This is a genomic window from Geodermatophilus obscurus (genome assembly GCF_900115395.1).
GTDB classification, from domain to species: domain Bacteria; phylum Actinomycetota; class Actinomycetes; order Mycobacteriales; family Geodermatophilaceae; genus Geodermatophilus; species Geodermatophilus obscurus_B.
Genome location: NZ_FOWE01000012.1, coordinates 62336 through 78092, shown reverse-complemented (window position 1 = coordinate 78092; position 15757 = coordinate 62336). Strand labels below are relative to the sequence as shown.

Genomic DNA, 15757 nt, shown 5'->3' with positions numbered 1-15757 from the left:
ACCCGGCGGGGTCCCGGCCCTCAGCAGAAGCCGGGCGTCCCCAGCCACGCGACCTCGGCGGGCGGGACGTCGTCGCGCACGACGGCGCCCTCGATGAGGCCGTAGGGGCGGTCGTCGGCGTGGTAGACGAGCGTGTCGTCCACGCCCGGGGTGTTGGACAGTCCGTAGGCGGACAGGTCCTGCAGGAAGTGGTGCCGGTTGGGCATCGACATCCGCACCTCGGCGACGTCGGGGAAGCGCTCGAGCACCGCCTCGCCCATCGCGTACAGCGTCTGCTGCAGCGCCAGGGAGTGGGTGGCGGCGAAGGTCTCCACCAGCACGGCCCGGACGCCGTCGAACAGCCCGTCCCAGTCCAGCCCGGCCGACGTGTACCGCCAGCGCGCGGTGACGGCGGTGGCGAGCACCCGGTCGCGGGTCTCGGCCAGCGTCGTGTAGCGGTCGCGCGGGAAGCCCCGGAACTCCGAGCCGGTGGTCTTGAGGACGACCAGGTCGGTCAGGCCCGCCAGCACGTGCACGTCCGCGTCGTCCCCCGAGCCGTCGGCGGTGACCACCGCCGTCCGGACCTCCCCGCCCGGCCGCCGGAAGGCGTGCCCGTGCGGCTGCCCGCCGACGGCGATCCGCTCCCAGCCGTAGGACTCCACCGCCACCCGCGCGCCGGAGATCCAGTCGTAGGAGCCGGCGAGGTGGCGGGCCAGCCGCAGGCCGAACGCCTCCGGCGAGCCGATGCCGTCCCGGGCGAAGGCGAAGACGGTGTTCTTCTGCGCGTCGGTGGACAGCACGTGCGCGTTGTCGCCCTGCGTGTGGGCGGCGGTGAAGTCCCCGCGCAGGCTGGTGCTGACGTTGAGGTCGACCAGGTCGTGGGAGGGACCGCTGCGGTCGACCGCGACGACGCGGACCTCCGCCTTGCCGTACTGGTTCGCGCCGAGCCGGATCGCCATGCCGCGCAGCCTGCCCGACGAGGGTGTCGCCGGTGTTGCACGTGGAACCGGCGCGTCAGGAGCCGCGGTAGGTGGAGTACGCGAACGGCGAGAGCAGCAGCGGGACGTGGTGGTGGGCGGCGGGCTCGGTGACGGCGAAGGTCAGCGTCACCTCCGGCCAGAAGGCGGCGACCCCGCGGCCGGTGAACCAGGGACCGGTCGCGAACACCAGCCGGTGCGGGCCGGCCGCGGTGGCCGCCTCGGTGAGCCGGCAGCGGCCGTCGTCGTCGGTGGTGCCCTCGGCGAGCAGGTCGTCCCCGGCGTACAGCCGGACGGCGATCCCCGCGGCCGGCCGCCCGGCGGCGGCGTCGAGCACGTGCGTGGAGACGCTCATGCGCCGACCAGCCCGCGCACCCGCAACTCGGTGATCTGCGCGAGCTGCTCGACCACCTCGGCGCGTTCGGCGTCCTCGTCGTTGGCCAGCCGGCGGCGCAGCTCGGCGAGCATCTCCTCCGGCGACCGGCCCGCCGCGCGGATCAGGTAGACGTGCCCGAAGCGGTCCTCGTAGGCGCGGTTGCCCTCGGCGACGGCGGCGCGGGTGTCGTCGTCGGCCCCGCCCATCGAGCCCTGCTCGCGGCGGGAGGCCTGCGCCTCGGCCGAGGACCCCTGCACCCGGTCGCCGATCCGCGGGTGCGCGGCCAGGGCCGTCGACACCTCGTCCCACGGCAGCGCGCGGGCCACTTCCCCGGCCCGGCGGACCAGGGTGTCGGCGTCGGGGAAGGGGCGGGCGGCGACCAGTTCGGCGGCGAACCGGGGCGCGGCGTTGCAGGCGCGCAGCGCCTCGACGGCGACGTCGGCGGGCTCGGCGTTGAACTCGTCGAGGCGGGACACGGTGACAGGATGGCAGCCCGGCGGGTCGAGGAGAGGACGCAGCGGATGTCGGACGTGCGCGTGGAGGGTCCCGAGGTCGAGCGGGCCGGTGAGGTGCTCACCCCGGAGGCGCTGGAGTTCGTGGCCGACCTGCAGCGCCGCTTCGGCCCCCAGCGCGACGCGCTGCTGGCCGCGCGCGCCACGCGGCGGGCCGAGATCGCCGCCGCCCGGTGGCTGGACTTCCGCCCCGAGACCGCCGACGTCCGCGACGGCGACTGGCGGGTGCCGCCCCCGCCGCCGGGCCTGGTCGACCGCCGCGTGGAGATCACCGGCCCCACCGAGCCGAAGATGGCGGTCAACGCCCTCAACTGCGGCGCCGACGTGTGGCTGGCCGACCTCGAGGACGCCAACACCCCGCACTGGCGCAACGTCGTCACCGGCCAGCTCGTGCTGCGCGACGCCGTCCGCCGGCAGCTGGCCTTCACCACCCCGGAGGGCCGGGAGTACCGCCTGCGCGAGGACGGCGACCTGCCCACGATCGTGCCCCGCCCCCGCGGCTGGCACCTGCCCGAGCGGCACCTGCTCGTCGACGGGCAGCCGGCCGTCGGCGCGCTGGTCGACGCCGGGCTGTACCTGTTCCACGACGCCGCCGAGCAGCTCGCCCGCGGCAGCGGGCCGTACCTCTACCTGCCGAAGATGGAGGGCCACCTCGAGGCGGCGCTCTGGCGGCTGGTGTTCGACCACGCCGAGCAGGTGCTCGGCCTCCCCGCGGGCTCGATCCGGGCCACCATGCTCATCGAGACCATCCCGGCGGCGTTCGAGATGGAGGAGATGCTGCACGCGCTCGGCAGCCACGCCACCGGCCTCAACGCCGGCCGCTGGGACTACCTGTTCAGCGTCATCAAGGTCTTCCGCGAGGCCGGGCCGGAGTTCGTGCTGCCCGACCGCGCGGCGGTGACCATGACCGCGCCGATGATGCGGGCCTACACCGAGCAGCTCGTCGCCGTCTGCCACCGCCGCGGTGCCATGGCGATCGGCGGCATGGCCGCGGCGATCCCCAGCCGGAAGGACGCCGAGGCCAACGAGCGGGCGGTCGCCAAGGTGCGGGAGGACAAGACCCGCGAGGCCGGTGACGGCTTCGACGGCTCCTGGGTGGCCCATCCCGACCTCGTCCCGGTCTGCCGCGAGGCGTTCGACGCCGTCCTCGGCGACCGGCCCAACCAGCTCCACCGGCAGCGGCCCGAGGTGTCGGTGACCGCGGCGCAGCTGCTCGACGTCGCCGGCGTCCCGGGCGGGCGCACGACGGCCGGGCTGCGGGCCAACGTGGAGGTGGCGATCCGCTACCTGGCCGCGTGGCTCGGCGGCAACGGCGCGGTCGGCATCCACGGGCTCATGGAGGACGCCGCCACCGCCGAGATCAGCCGCTCGCAGGTCTGGCAGTGGGTGCGCAACGGGGTCGAGCTCGAGACGGGGGAGACGGTGACCGGGGAGCTGGTGCGCCGCGTCGTCGCCGAGGAGGTGGCCGGCATCGGCGACCTGCCGCACCTCGACGTCGCCCGGCGGCTGTTCGAGCAGGTCGCGCTGGCCGACGACTTCCCCGACTTCCTGACCCTGCCCGCCTACGAACTGGTGGATTGACGAAGGGCCTCACTGTCCCCGCCCCTCGCTCCGCTCGAGGCGGGTCCCTGCAGCGAGGCCGATCCCGGAACCGGAGTGCACGCGTGACCTTGGACGAGAGCGTCTACGCCGAGCTCGACCGGCGGCTGGCCCCCGTCGACGCCGCCCGCGCGGCCGCCTACCCCGGCGAGCGGCCCGGCCGGCAGCCGGTGCACACCTGCTACGTGCCCGCAGACGCCGTCGTGCCGGGGCTGGCGCCTGCCTGGGGCGCCGCCGCGCTCGCCGCGCTGGACGAGCACGGCCTGCCCGACCTCGGGTACGACGCCGCGCTGCTCGACCAGGTGCTGCCCCGGGTGCGCGCCAAGCTCGCCGCCGAGCCCGTGGAGGACCTCCGCGTCGACGCCGAGGACGGCTACCGCGGCCGTCCCGACGACGAGGACGGCGACGTCCGGCGCGCCGCCGACGCCGTGGCCGCCGACCTCGCCGCCGGCACCGCACCGCGGTCGGTCGGCATCCGCGCGAAGTCGCTGGAGGGGCCCACCCGCCGTCGCGGCGTGCGCTCGCTGGACCTCTTCCTCTCCGCCGTCGGCGCCCCGCGCGCGACCGTGGTCCTCCCCAAGGTGACCGACGTCGAGCAGGTGCGGGCGTTCCTCCCCGTCCTCGACGCGCTGGAGGACGCGCACGGCGTCGCGCTCGACCTGGAGCTGCAGGTGGAGACGCCGCAGGCGGTCCTCGGCGGCGACGGCGCGGTGACCCTGGCCCGCATGGTGCACGCGGCCGGCCCGCGGCTCACCGGCCTGCACCACGGCACCTACGACTACAGCGCGGCGCTGGGCATCGCCGCGGCGCACCAGTCCTCCGACCACCCCGCGCTCGACCTCGCCAAGCAGCTCATGCAGGTCGCCGTCGCGGGCACCGGCGCGCACGCGGTCGACGGCTCCACCAACGTGCTGCCCGTGGGCCCGCGCGGGCAGGTGCACACCGGCTGGCGGGTGCACGCCGGCCTGGTGCGGCGGGCCCTGGAGCGCGGCCTCTACCAGGGGTGGGACCTGCACCCGGCCCAGCTGGTCACCCGTTACGTGGCCACCTACGCCTTCTTCCGCGGCGCGCTGCCGGCGGCGGCCGCGCGGCTGGCGGCCTACGTCGAGCGGGCCGACGCCGGTGTCCTCGACGAGCCGGCCACCGCCCGGGCGCTGGCCGGCGTGGTGCTGCGCGGGCTGGACTGCGGCGCGCTCGACGACGCCGAGGTCGCCGCGGCGACGGGTCTCGACCGGGTGACGTTGGACGGCCTGTCCGCGCGGACCGGGGCGCTCCCTCCGCACACAGCCTAGGCTTCGCGGCGTGGAGGCGCGGTGACGGGGGACGCGCTCGGCTCGCTGTTCTCCGGTGGTGGCGAGGTGGGCCGGGAGATGGCCGCCCGCGACTGGTCGGGCACGCCCGTCGGCCCTCCCGCGCAGTGGCCCTCCGCCCTGCGCAACCTGGTGCGGATCGTCTTGACCTCGCGGTTCTCGATGTGGGCCGCGTACGGGCCCGAGCTGACCGCCTTCTACAACGACGCCTACCAGCACGACACGCTGCAGGACAAGCACCCGTGGGCGCTGGGCCGCCCGGCCCGCGAGATGTGGTCGGAGATCTGGGACGACATCGGGCCGCGCATCGAGTCGGTCCTCGAGACCGGTGTCGCCACCTGGGACGAGGACCTGCTGCTGTTCCTCGAGCGCAGCGGCTACCCGGAGGAGACCTACCACACCTTCTCCTACAGCCCGGTCGACGACGACTCCGGTGGCACGGCCGGGATGCTCTGCGTGGTCACCGAGAACACCCGGCGAGTCCTCGCCGACCGCAGGCTGCGGGCTCTGCACGACCTCGGTGAGCTCTCCACCGCCTCCGTGGGCAGCGAGGCCGAGGCCTGCCGGGCGGTGATCGACGTGCTCGGCCGGCACCGCGCCGAGGTGCCCTTCGCCGTGGCCGTCCTGCGCACGTCCGAGGGTGCGCTCGAGCCGGCCGGCGCCGCCGGGGTGGCCGACTCCTCCGTCCTCCTCGACGGCAGCCTCGGGGAGGTCGTCGAGCGGGTGGCCGCGGGCGACCCGGCCGAGGTCGTCACGGGACTGCGCGCGCAGGCGGGGGACACGCTGCTGTCCTCCCCGCTCGGGGACGCCCGCCCCGACCAGGCCGTCGTCCTCTCGATCAGCACCGCGGGGGCGGACGCGCCCGCCGGCGTGCTCGTGCTGGGGATCAACCCCTACCGGGTCCTCGACGCCGACTACCGCGGCTTCACCGACCTCGTCGCCGGTCACGTGTCGACCGCCGTCAGCGACGCCCAGGCCTACCTCGCCGAGCGGCGCCGCGCGGAGGCGCTGGCCGAGCTCGACCGCGCCAAGACCGACTTCTTCAGCAACGTCAGCCACGAGTTCCGGACGCCGCTGACGCTGATCATGGGCCCGGTCGCGGAGCTGCGGTCCTCCCCGGCCGCCGCGGCCGACGCCCGGGTCGCGCACGAGCTCGAGGTGGTCGAGCGCAACGCGCTGCGGCTGCAGAAGCTGGTCAACACCCTGCTCGACTTCTCCCGGCTGCAGGCCGGCCGCATCGACGCGCGCTTCGAGCCGGTCGACCTCGCCGCGGTCACCGCGGAGCTGGCCAGCGTCTTCCGCTCCGCCGTCGAGCGGGCCGGTCTCACGCTCACCGTCGACTGCCCGCCGCTGTCCGGGCCGGTCCACGTCGACCGGGACATGTGGGAGAAGGTCGTCCTCAACCTGCTGTCCAACGCGCTGAAGTTCACCTTCACCGGCGGGATCACCGTGCGGCTGCGCGAGGACGGCGGCCGTGCCGTGCTGACCGTCGCCGACACCGGCACCGGCATCCCCGCCGCGGAGCTGCCGCGGCTGTTCGAGCGGTTCAGCCGCGTCTCGGGTGCCCGCTCCCGCTCCGGCGAGGGCAGCGGCATCGGCCTGGCGATGGTGCGCGAGCTCGTCGGCCTGCACGGCGGCGGGATCGACGTCGACAGCACGCCCGACGTCGGCACCACCTTCACCGTCGCCCTGCCGCTGGGTTCGGCGCACCTGCCGGCCGACCAGCTCGCCCCGTCGGCGCCCGAGGCGCCCGCGGTGTCGGCCGCGGTCACCCCCTTCGTCAGCGAGGCCCTGCGCTGGCTGCCCGACGACGCCGGGGAGGTCGTCCCGGCGGTGCCCGGCCCGCGCACCGGCCGCGTCCTGGTCGCCGACGACAACGCCGACATGCGCGACTACGTCGTCCGGCTGCTCGCCCCGGTGCACGAGGTGCGGGCGGTCTCCGACGGCCGCGCGGCCCTGGAGGCGGCGCTGGCCGACCCGCCGGACCTCGTCGTCAGCGACGTGATGATGCCGGAGCTCGACGGCCTGCAGCTGCTGACCGCGCTGCGCGCCGACCCCCGCACGGCCCGGGTCCCGGTGGTCCTGCTGTCGGCGCGCGCCGGGCAGGAGGCCGCTGTCGAGGGGCTGGCCGCCGGCGCCGACGACTACCTCGTCAAGCCGTTCTCCGCGCAGGAGCTGCGGGCCCGCGTCGACGCCCACCTCCAGCTGGGGCGCGCCCGCCGGGAGGCCGAGGAGCGGTTCACCACCATGGCCGACCTCGCCCCGGCGCTCATCTGGGTCGCCGACGCCGAGGGTCGCCGGGTGTTCCTCAACACCGCCTGGACCGGCTTCACCGGCCGTCCCGCCGCAGCCGAGCGCGGCGACGGCTGGCGTGAGGGGCTGCACCCGCAGGACCGCGAGCGCTACCTGGCCGCCGTCACCGAGGCGACGGCGCGGGGCGGGGGCTGGGAGGTGGAGTTCCGGCTCCGCCGGGCCGACGGCGCGTACCACTGGCTGCTGGAGCGGGCGGTGCCCATCGGCACCGGCGGAGGGGCGGGCGGCTGGGTCGGCAGCTGCACCGACATCAACGCCCGCTACCAGGAGACCGAGCGGCAGACGCTGCTCGCCGAGGTCGGCACGGCCCTCGACCGGGAGAGCGAGGTCGACGGACAGCTCACCGAGCTGGCGCGGCTGGTCGTCGGCCGCCGGCTGGCCGACGTGTGCTCGGTCCGCGTGGTGGGGGAGGACGGCCGGATGCGCTACGCCGCCCGGGCCGCCGTCGACGCCGACGCCCGGGCGGCGCTGGACCACCTCGAGCCGCACGCCGGGATCGGCCTGGAGGTGCTCGGCACCGGGGCCCCCGTCCTGCGCACCCGCCTGCGCGGGGTCGAGGACGGCATCCGGCTGGACATGCACTCGGCGCTGGTCGTCCCGCTCACCGTCCGCGGGCGCGTGCGCGCGGTCATGTCCCTCGGCCGGCGGGGCGACGCCGCCGCCTTCCACGAGGACGACCGGTCGCTGGTCGAGGAGATCGCCGCCCGCGCCGCGCTCGCGCTGGACAACACCCTGCTGCTCGCCGACGAGCGCGCCACCGCGCGGCGGCTGGGCCTGCTGCAGCGGGTGACCGCCGAGCTGTCGGCCGCCACCACGCCGGTCGAGGTCGCGCACGCCGCCGCCGGCCACGTCGTCGCGCTGACCGGGAACGGCGGCCGGGTCGGCGTCTACGAGCTCGACGACGCCGGCCGTGAGCTGCGGATGCTGTTCCTCAGCGGCGACGACGCCGAGGCGCGTGCCCGCTTCGCGCTGGTCCCGCTGAGCGCGCCGCTGGCCGTCACCACCGCCGTCACCGAGCGGCGGCCGCTGTGGATCGAGGACATGGCCGACTGGCCCGGCACCCGGGGCGACCTGGACGCCCCGCAGGCGGCCACGCTGAGGTCCTTCGGCCTGCGCTCGACCGTCGCGCTGCCCCTGCTCGTCGCCGGCCGGGTCGTGGGCGTCATCGGCATCGGCTTCCCCGAGACGCGCCGGTTCCGGCCGGCCGAGCGCTCGATGCTGCTGGCGGTGGCCGAGCAGTGCGCCCAGGCCCTCGACCGCGCCCGGCTCTACCGCGGGCAGCAGGACATCGCCCGGACCCTGCAGCTGAGCCTGCTTCCCCAGCGGCTGCCGCAGCTGGAGCAGCTCGCCCTGGCCGCCGAGTACCTCCCCGGCGCCGAGGGCACCTCCGCCGGCGGCGACTGGTACGACGTCGTCGAGCTCGGCGAGGACCGGGTGGCCATCGCCGTCGGCGACGTCGTCGGCCAGGGCCCGACCGCCGCGGCGGTGATGGGTCAGCTCCGCAGCGCCCTGTCGGCGGCCCTGCTGCAGGGCTGCCCGCCCGCGGACGCCCTCGAGCTGCTCGACCGGTTCGCCGCCCGGCTGCCCGGCGCGCTGGCCTCGACGGCGGCCTGCCTGGTGCTCGACCACCGGACGGGCACCGTGCGGTACGCCCGTGCGGGCCACCCGCCGCCGCTCCTGCTCACCGAGGCGGGGGCGACGCTCCTCGAGGACGGCGGCGGCTCCGTGCTCGGCGCACCCGGACGGCCGCCGTACACCGAGGGCACGGCCGACGTCGCCCCGGGCACCACCCTGCTGCTCTACACCGACGGCCTGGTCGAGCGACGCGGCGAGCCGCTCGACGCCGGCCTCGACCGGGTCGCCCGGGCCGCGGTGCGCCTGGCCGCCGCCGACCCCGCCCGGCTGACCCGGGCGCTGCTCGCCGAGGTCCTCGACGACTCCGCCCCGCCCGACGACGTCGCGGTGATCGCCGCCCGGGTGATGCCGCCGCCGGTGCACGAGACGCTGCCCGCCGACCCCGCCCGCCTGCGGGGGGTCCGGCGCACGGTCACCGCCTGGACGCGGGCCGCCGGGCTGGACGAGGACTCCGTCGACGACCTGCAGCTGGCCCTCGGCGAGGCGCTGGCCAACGCGGTCGAGCACGCCTACGCCACCCGTGGCGGGGAGGGCCGGTGCGAGTACCGGCTCGAGCGCACCACCGACGGCAGCATCGAGGTGTGCGTGCGCGACGAGGGCGTGTGGCGCCCGGCACCGGCCGACCGCGGGTACCGCGGCCGCGGACTGGAGCTGATCTCCGCCCTGGCCGCCGAGGTCGAGGTGACGCGCACCCCCGACGACTCCGGCGTCGCGGGCTCCGGCACGACGGTGAGCTTCCGGTTCGTGCCGGCCGGGCCCGGGCCCGACGACGCCCCGGTCCGCGCCCGCCGGCACGGGTCCGGTGGGGAGCCCGCCCGGCTGACCGTGCACCCGGAGCGGGAGGGACTGCTGCTGCGCGTCGACGGCGAGGTCGACCTCGCCGCGGCTCCGGCACTGCGGGCTGAGGCGCTCCGGGTGCTGGAGGACCTCCCGGCCGGCGCGCGGGTCGTGCTCGACCTGGAGCCGGTCGGCTACCTGGCCAGTGCCGGTGTCGGGCTGGTCCTCGAGCTGCGGGCCGTCGCAGCCGCCCGGCACGCCGTGCTCGACGTGCGGACCCGCCCGGGCAGTGCCCCGGCGCGCGCGCTGGCCCTGGGCGGGGTGGTCCTCGGCGGGGTGGTCCTCGACGGGGTGGTCCTGCCGCCCCGGTGACCCGACCGGTCCCTCCGCCGGGGGACGGCACGGTCACCCCTCGCGCGGCCCGCCCGGGCCGTGCCCGACAATCGGGACGGATCGGCCGGAGCAGTTCCGGCCCGGAGGCGGTCGAGGGGCCAGTGGACCGAAGGGCAGGAGCCTGCGCCACGCGCACGGAGCACGCGCGCGCCGGGCAGGGCCAGGCGGAGCCGGGACGCGAGGCGTCCCCGGATGGTCGCGGCGCGCCCGGCCTGCGGCACACCGCCGTGCTCGTGCGCTCCCCCGGCGAGGGTGCCGACGTCGCCGCGGCGGCCGTCGAGGAGGGGCTGCTCGCGGGGGACCTGACGGTGCTCGCCGGGGCGCCGGACCGCGTCGACGCCGTCCGCCGGGCGCTCGGGGGCCGGGTCGGCGCGGTCGAGGACGACCCCCGTGTCGTCCTGCTCGGCGCCCGGGCGCCGGACGCGACGGCCGCCGTCCGGCAGCTGGTGGAGCGCGCCGCCGGCAGCGGCTCCGGCCGGCTGCGGGTGATCGCCCAGCCGGACTTCCAGGCCGACCCGCGCCGCTGGCGCGAGATCCGCCGCTACGAGGCCGCCTCCAACGAGCTGTGCGCCGGCGCGCCGGTGACGGCGCTGTGCGTCTACGACGAGGAGACGCTGCCGGCCGACGCGGTCGACACCGCCCGGCTCACCCACCCGGAGCTCGTCTCCGGCGGGGTGCGCGAGGCCAGTCCGCGTTACCTCCCGCCCGCCGCGTGCCTGCGCGGGCTCGCCGGCGTCCGGGAACCGGTGGAGGCCGCCGCGCCCGTCTGGGCCGTCGACGGCGTCCCGACGCTGCCCGCGCTGCGCAGCGGCCTGCGCCGTGCGCTGGCGGCCGTGGTGCCCGACCCCGACCTGCTCGCCGACCTGCACCTGGCCGTCAGCGAGGTGGCCGCCAACGCCTTCCGGCACGGCCGCCCCCCGGTGTCGGCGCGGGTGTGGGCCGACGGCAGCGCGGTCGTCTGCCGGGTCACGGACTCCGGAGCGGGCTTCGACGACCCGTTCGCGGGCTTCCTGCCCGCGCACGGCGACGACCTCGGTGCCGGGGGGATGGGCCTGTGGCTGGCCCGCAAGCTGTGGGACTCCGTCGACCTGGTGCCCGGGCCGGCGGGTGGGTTCACGGTGCGGCTGGCCACCACGCTGCCGCGCCCCGGCGGCGCTTGACGCCCCCGTTCTCTCACTGCTGAGGTACCGGCGTGCAGGACGCCGTCGACCTGATCCTCGAGCAGTGGGCCCGGGAGCGTCCCGACCTCGACTGCTCGCCGATGGGGATCATCGGCCGGATCACGCAGCTGCAGCGCGAGGTGCACCTCGCCCAGCGCGCGACCTTCGCCCGCCACGGCCTCGACGCGCCGTCCTTCGACGTCCTGGCGGCCCTGCGCCGGGCCGGGGAGCCCTACCAGCTGACCCCGACCGCCCTCATGCGCACGGCGCTGGTGACCTCCGGCGCCATCACCCAGCGGCTGGACCGGCTCGAGGAGCGCGGGCTGATCACCAGGACGCGCAGCGAGGCCGACGGGCGGGCGGTCGTCGTCACGCTCACCTCCGCCGGACGGGAGGCCCTCGACGCCGCGCTGCCCGACCACCTGGAGACCGAGCGCGGCCTGCTCCACGGGCTGACCGCGGCCGAGCTCGAGCAGCTGGCCGGGCTGCTGCGCCGGTTCCTCGTGACGCTGGGCCGGCTCCCCCAGCGGCCCTGATCAGACCGCCGGCGGGACGTCGCCGGGCGCGAGGTCGGCGCGGACCCGGACGAACCGCAGCGGGTGCCGGAACACGCCGGCGGTCAGCGCGGCGTCGGCACTGACCTCGACGACGGTGACCGGCTCGACCCGGGTGAGGGCGACCGACAGCCGCCCGCCGCCGAAGCGGCCGGTGCCGATCCGGTCGGGCCACGGGTGGCTGGGAGCGGCGGGGGAGAGGACGGCGGCCAGCTCCGCCGACTGCGCCGGGGACAGCGGTCCTGTCCGGCCGACGACGACCAGCTCGCCGTCGCGGTACCGGCCGGCGACGAGCTGGCCCGGGCGGTCCAGCGTGCCGATGACCCCGCCGACGACGACCTCGGTGGTCTCCCAGGACTTCACCTTCAGCCACTCGCGCCGGCCCCCGGCGTAGCGCGTGGCCGCGCCCTTGGCGACCAGCCCCTCGACGCCCAGCGGGCGCAGGTCGGCGGCCCACTGCCGGGCCTCGGCGGGGTCGGCGGTGACGGGGGAGAGCTGCATCGGCGGCGCCCAGCGCCCGGCCAGCTCCTCGAGCACGGCGCGGCGGCCGCGCCACGGGCGGCGGCGCAGGTCGCGGCCGGCCGCGGCGAGGACGTCGAAGGCGACGTAGGAGGCCGGGTGGGCGGCGGCCAGCGCGGCCATCCGGGACGGCGGGGTGACCAGCCGTCGCTGCAGCAGCCCGAAGTCCAGCCGCTCGCCGCCCCAGACGACGACCTCGCCGTCGAGGACGCTGCCGGCCGGGACCTGGGCGAGCGCGGCCGCGGCGACGTCGGGGAAGCGGTCGGTGAGGTCGCGGCCCTGCTTGGACCACAGCCGGGTGCCGCCGGCGCCCCGCACGACGACCAGCCGGTAGCCGTCCCACTTGGGTTCGTAGCGGCAGCCTCCGGGCAGCGCGCCGGCCGTCGGCAGGTCCCGGACGGGCTTGGCCAGCTGCACCGCGACCGGCCCGCCGAGGTCGGGCGGCAGGTCGGGCAGGCCCGGGGCGGTGAGCGGCACCCGGTCAGCGTCGGGCCTGCACTCCCCCCGCGCAGGTCCCCGAGCTGCGCGGTCCACCCGGAATGGGCATGCCGCGACGCTCCGCTGCCCGGGATGCGGTACCCGTCACACGGACGTGCGGGATGGGGGGCGCCGAGGGGACGGTTGAGCTGTCAACGAGTCCGTCGTCCCGAGGAGCGTCCCGTGTCCCGTCCCGTGCTGCAGGTCGTCGTCGCCAGCACCCGCCCCGGCCGGCGCGGCCTCGCCGTCGCCTCGTGGGTGCAGCGCCTGGCGCAGGCGCACGGCGCCTTCGACGTCGAGCTGGTCGACCTCGCCGAGGTGGGCCTGCCGCTGTTCGACGAGCCGCACCACCCGCGGGCCCGCCGCTACGTCCACCAGCACACGCGGGACTGGAGCGCGACGGTCGACCGCGCCGACGCCTTCGTGTTCGTGACGCCGGAGTACAACCACTCCTTCCCGGCGTCGCTGAAGAACGCGCTGGACCACCTGTCGGCCGAGTGGGCGGACAAGGCCGCCGCGCTGGTCACCTACGGCGGCGTCTCGGCCGGCCTGCGGGCCTCGGTGGCGCTCAAGCCGGTGCTGGGCGCGCTGCGGGTGCACACCGTCCCCGAGGCGATCTCGGTGCCGTTCTTCACGCGGTTCCTCGGCCAGGACGGCGAGTTCGTGCCCGACACCGAGATCGAGGTCGCCGCCAAGGCCGTGTTCGACGAGCTGGCGCGGGTCACCCCGGCTCTGCGGACCCTGCGCGCGGGTTCCTGACGTCCGCCTCCCGGCGGGACTCAGGGCGCCCGGGAGAGCAGCAGCAGGGCGTAGGCGGCGAGGGACGGGCCGTCGGTGAACCGGCCGTCGGCGACCATCGCGCGCAGCTCGGCCTCGGTCACGAACGCCGCCACCATGTCCGCCTCGGTCGCCTCGCGCGCCGTGGGCCCGGGCGTGAGGTCGGTGGCCAGCCAGACGTCGAACTCCTGCGTGGACAGCCCCGGCGCGAGGTCGAGGTGGCCCAGGTGCTCCCACCGCGCCGCCCGCAGCCCGGTCTCCTCCGCCAGCTCGGCGCGGGCCAGCTCCTCGGGACCGCCACCGCTGCCGGCGGTCAGTGCCTCGGCGGACCAGGTGCCCTGCGGGAACTCCCACGCGCGGCGGCCGACGGGGTGGCGGAACTGCTCGACCAGCCAGAACCCGTCCCGCTCGGCGGCCAGGACGAGCGCGAAGTGCGGCTTCTCGACGACCGAGTAGACGCCGGTCGAGCCGTCGGCCCGCTCGACGGTGTCCTCGCGCAGCCGGATCCAGGGGTTGCGGTAGATCTCCCGGCTGCCCGTCGTCCGCATGTAGCCGAGCATGGCAGGGCGGCGGAGCAGAGGCGGACCATGGAGGCAGGAGGTGGACGTGACCGACCGGAAACCGCCCGGGGTGTCGTTCGAGACCTGGGTGGAACGGCAGATCAGCCAGGCGGAGGAGCGCGGCGACTTCACCGGGCTGCCCGGCGCCGGGCGTCCGCTGCCGGCGTTCGACCCGGACGAGACCGCCTACGACTGGGCGGTGGCCAAGGCCCGCCGCGAGGGCATCCGGCCGGTGGAGATGCTGCCGCCCGGGCTGGCGCTGCGCCGCGAGCGCGACGACCTGCCCGAGCGGGTGGCGGACCTGCCGTCGGAGGACGCCGTCCGCGCCGTCGCCGAGGACTACAACGCCCGGGTCGAGGCATTCTGGCGCCGGCCGCAGGAGAGCCGCTGGTCGCCGGTGCCGGGGCTGGCCGACGTCGAGGCCCTGGTGGAGGGCTGGCGGCGGGACCGCCCGCCGCCGGAGCCCGTCGTCGAGGAGGTGCCCGCGGAGGTCCCGCCGCGCCGCCGCTGGTGGCAGCGGCGGGTCACCCGTCGCGCTCGGTGAGGTGTTCCCGGCCGGCCGGCGGCTCGTAGGGCTCGGGCCAGTAGTCGACGACCTCGGTCACCCGGCCGCCGGCGAAGCGCAGCACCGTGACGCCGTACTCGGGTGCGCCGACGCCGTAGTCGCCGTGCAGCACGCCGCCGCGCTCGTCGCCGAACGCGTCGAGGACGGTCAGCTCCCAGGCGCCCGGGAACTCGCGGTTGAAGCGGACGAACGCCTCCCGCCCTCGGACGACCTCCCCGGTCTGCGGCAGCCGGTAGACGACGTCGTCGGCCAGCAGGGCCCCGAACGCCTCCCAGTCCCGGGCGCCCAGCGCCGCCGCGTACCGCCGGACCAGCTCACCGCCCACCTGCGTCCTCCCGTTCCCCCACTCGCGATCATGGCGCCGTGACCACCCCCGGGGTACGGGCGGTGGTCACGGCGCCATGATCGCGGCGGGGTGTGACGTCTCAGGCGGGGGCCGGCACCCGGTCGAGGAAGCCGAGCACGGTGCGGATGCGGCCGTCGCCGTCGGTCACCGCGACGTCGGAGCCGGCCACGGGCGCGTCGGCGCCCTCCGGACCGAGGTGCCACGTGAAACGCACCTGGTCGTGGTGGGCGTCGGCCGGGCCGGCGAGGCGGAACACCCAGCCCGGGAACCGTGCCTGGACGGCGGCGATCGTGGCGTCCAGCGCGTCCCGGCCGGCGACGTCGGCCAGCGGGTCGGTGTAGGTCACGTCCTCGGCGAACACCTCCGCGACCAGGGCCCGGCGGCCGGCCGGGTCGGTGGCGTTCCAGGCGGCGAGATAGCGGTCGGCGAGGTCGGTCGTGGCTGTCATGGCGGATCTCCTCTTCGGTGGGTGGTGGGTCAGCGGGAGCGGAGGGCGGCGAGCTGCGCGGCGGCGAAGCCGGCGACGACGGCGGCCTGCAGCAGCACCCAGGCGGTGCCGACGCCGGTGAGCGGGAACCGGTCGGTGACGACCGCGGCGACGCTGGCGGCCGCCCACAGCAGGTTGGCGCCGACGACGACCTCGGTGGCGACGCCGGAGACCCGCGGGCGGGCGGCGACCAGCCACACGCCGCCGGCGTAGGCGAGCAGGAAGACGCCCAGCCCGCGCAGCGCCCCGGCCGGGACGCCGAGCAGGTCGGTCAGCCAGGGGGCGGCGGCCAGGTAGGCGGCGCCGTTGGCCCCGGTGACGACGGCGTCGAGGCGCAGCGTCAGCCGGAGCAGGTCGAGGGTGCGGGGACGGGTGGCGGTGGTGGTCATGCCGACGACCGTGGCGGCGCCCGGGAGGCGCGTCGATTACCTCGCGGGTAGG

General features: G+C 76.8%; 15 protein-coding genes. 7 read left to right on the top strand and 8 right to left on the bottom strand.

Annotated features, from left to right (window positions below):
* Nucleotides 1–20: 20 nt before the first annotated feature.
* The 3 genes from pucL to uraD are packed head-to-tail and all read right to left on the bottom strand — an operon-like array spanning nt 21 to nt 1808.
* On the bottom strand, nt 21–938 hold the full coding sequence (pucL, locus tag BM165_RS21565; RefSeq protein ID WP_075015600.1) for a factor-independent urate hydroxylase: 918 nt from the start codon (nt 936–938) through the stop codon (nt 21–23).
* A 55-nt stretch (nt 939–993) separates the two neighbouring features.
* Nucleotides 994–1311, bottom strand: a complete 318-nt coding sequence (gene uraH, locus BM165_RS21560) for a hydroxyisourate hydrolase (protein ID WP_075015599.1) — start codon at nt 1309–1311, stop codon at nt 994–996.
* Nucleotides 1308–1808: a 2-oxo-4-hydroxy-4-carboxy-5-ureidoimidazoline decarboxylase gene (gene uraD / locus BM165_RS21555; RefSeq protein WP_075015598.1), complete on the bottom strand. Its 501-nt coding sequence runs from the start codon at nt 1806–1808 to the stop codon at nt 1308–1310. Before uraD ends, uraH begins: the two co-directional genes overlap by 4 nt.
* Before the next feature lie 9 nt (nt 1809–1817).
* Between uraD and aceB the strand changes: the two genes are divergently transcribed.
* The 5 genes from aceB (at nt 1818) to BM165_RS21530 (ending at nt 11567) form a co-directional block, all read left to right on the top strand.
* Nucleotides 1818–3425 (top strand): malate synthase A, encoded by a 1608-nt coding sequence (aceB, locus tag BM165_RS21550; RefSeq protein WP_244274386.1) that lies wholly within the window; start codon nt 1818–1820, stop codon nt 3423–3425.
* Between the two features lie 83 nt (nt 3426–3508).
* A complete protein-coding gene (locus BM165_RS21545) occupies nt 3509–4735 on the top strand; it encodes a DUF6986 family protein (protein ID WP_075015596.1) in 1227 nt (408 codons plus the stop codon).
* A gap of 21 nt (nt 4736–4756) precedes the next feature.
* A complete protein-coding gene (locus BM165_RS21540) occupies nt 4757–9850 on the top strand; it encodes a SpoIIE family protein phosphatase (RefSeq protein ID WP_075015595.1) in 5094 nt (1697 codons plus the stop codon).
* A complete protein-coding gene (locus tag BM165_RS21535; RefSeq protein ID WP_083427590.1) occupies nt 9847–11031 on the top strand; it encodes an anti-sigma factor RsbA family regulatory protein in 1185 nt (394 codons plus the stop codon). Before BM165_RS21540 ends, BM165_RS21535 begins: the two co-directional genes overlap by 4 nt.
* Before the next feature lie 32 nt (nt 11032–11063).
* Nucleotides 11064–11567 carry a MarR family winged helix-turn-helix transcriptional regulator gene (locus BM165_RS21530; RefSeq protein ID WP_075015594.1) on the top strand — a complete coding sequence of 168 codons (504 nt, stop codon included), beginning with the start codon at nt 11064–11066 and terminating at the stop codon, nt 11565–11567.
* Here the strand turns inward: BM165_RS21530 and BM165_RS21525 are convergent, their stop codons facing one another.
* Complete coding sequence (locus tag BM165_RS21525; RefSeq protein ID WP_075015593.1) at nt 11568–12581, bottom strand: ATP-dependent DNA ligase; 1014 nt, start codon at nt 12579–12581, stop codon at nt 11568–11570.
* Between the two features lie 183 nt (nt 12582–12764).
* Here BM165_RS21525 and BM165_RS21520 point away from each other — a divergent pair, with 183 nt between their 5' ends.
* Nucleotides 12765–13340 carry an NADPH-dependent FMN reductase gene (locus BM165_RS21520; protein WP_075015592.1) on the top strand — a complete coding sequence of 192 codons (576 nt, stop codon included), beginning with the start codon at nt 12765–12767 and terminating at the stop codon, nt 13338–13340.
* A 20-nt stretch (nt 13341–13360) separates the two neighbouring features.
* Here BM165_RS21520 and BM165_RS21515 read toward each other — a convergent pair whose 3' ends face one another.
* The gene (locus tag BM165_RS21515; RefSeq protein ID WP_075015700.1) at nt 13361–13906 is read right to left on the bottom strand and encodes an NUDIX domain-containing protein; all 546 of its coding nucleotides are present in this window, start codon (nt 13904–13906) and stop codon (nt 13361–13363) included.
* Between the two features lie 58 nt (nt 13907–13964).
* On the opposite strand from BM165_RS21515, the gene BM165_RS21510 reads away from it, so the two are divergent.
* Nucleotides 13965–14462, top strand: a complete 498-nt coding sequence (locus BM165_RS21510) for a DnaJ family domain-containing protein (RefSeq protein WP_177225278.1) — start codon at nt 13965–13967, stop codon at nt 14460–14462.
* Here the strand turns inward: BM165_RS21510 and BM165_RS21505 are convergent.
* From BM165_RS21505 to BM165_RS21495, 3 genes are all read right to left on the bottom strand, one after another.
* Nucleotides 14443–14808, bottom strand: coding sequence for a nuclear transport factor 2 family protein (locus tag BM165_RS21505; RefSeq protein WP_075015590.1), 366 nt, complete (start codon nt 14806–14808; stop codon nt 14443–14445). The genes BM165_RS21510 and BM165_RS21505 overlap by 20 nt on opposite strands.
* 100 nt (nt 14809–14908) lie before the next feature.
* A complete protein-coding gene (locus BM165_RS21500) occupies nt 14909–15277 on the bottom strand; it encodes a nuclear transport factor 2 family protein (RefSeq protein WP_075015589.1) in 369 nt (122 codons plus the stop codon).
* A 29-nt stretch (nt 15278–15306) separates the two neighbouring features.
* Nucleotides 15307–15705 (bottom strand): hypothetical protein, encoded by a 399-nt coding sequence (locus BM165_RS21495; protein WP_075015588.1) that lies wholly within the window; start codon nt 15703–15705, stop codon nt 15307–15309.
* Between the last annotated feature and the right edge of the window lie 52 nt (nt 15706–15757).

Bases quoted from the DNA above. Each gene is read 5' to 3' on its own strand.
- pucL (WP_075015600.1), bottom strand. From the start codon at position 938: ATGGCGATCCGGCTCGGCGCGAACCAGTACGGCAAGGCGGAGGTCCGC.
- uraH (WP_075015599.1), bottom strand. From the start codon at position 1,311: ATGAGCGTCTCCACGCACGTGCTCGACGCCGCCGCCGGGCGGCCGGCC.
- aceB (WP_244274386.1), top strand. From the start codon at position 1,818: ATGGCAGCCCGGCGGGTCGAGGAGAGGACGCAGCGGATGTCGGACGTG.
- BM165_RS21515 (WP_075015700.1), bottom strand. From the start codon at position 13,906: ATGCGGACGACGGGCAGCCGGGAGATCTACCGCAACCCCTGGATCCGG.
- BM165_RS21500 (WP_075015589.1), bottom strand. From the start codon at position 15,277: ATGACAGCCACGACCGACCTCGCCGACCGCTATCTCGCCGCCTGGAAC.
- BM165_RS21495 (WP_075015588.1), bottom strand. From the start codon at position 15,705: ATGACCACCACCGCCACCCGTCCCCGCACCCTCGACCTGCTCCGGCTG.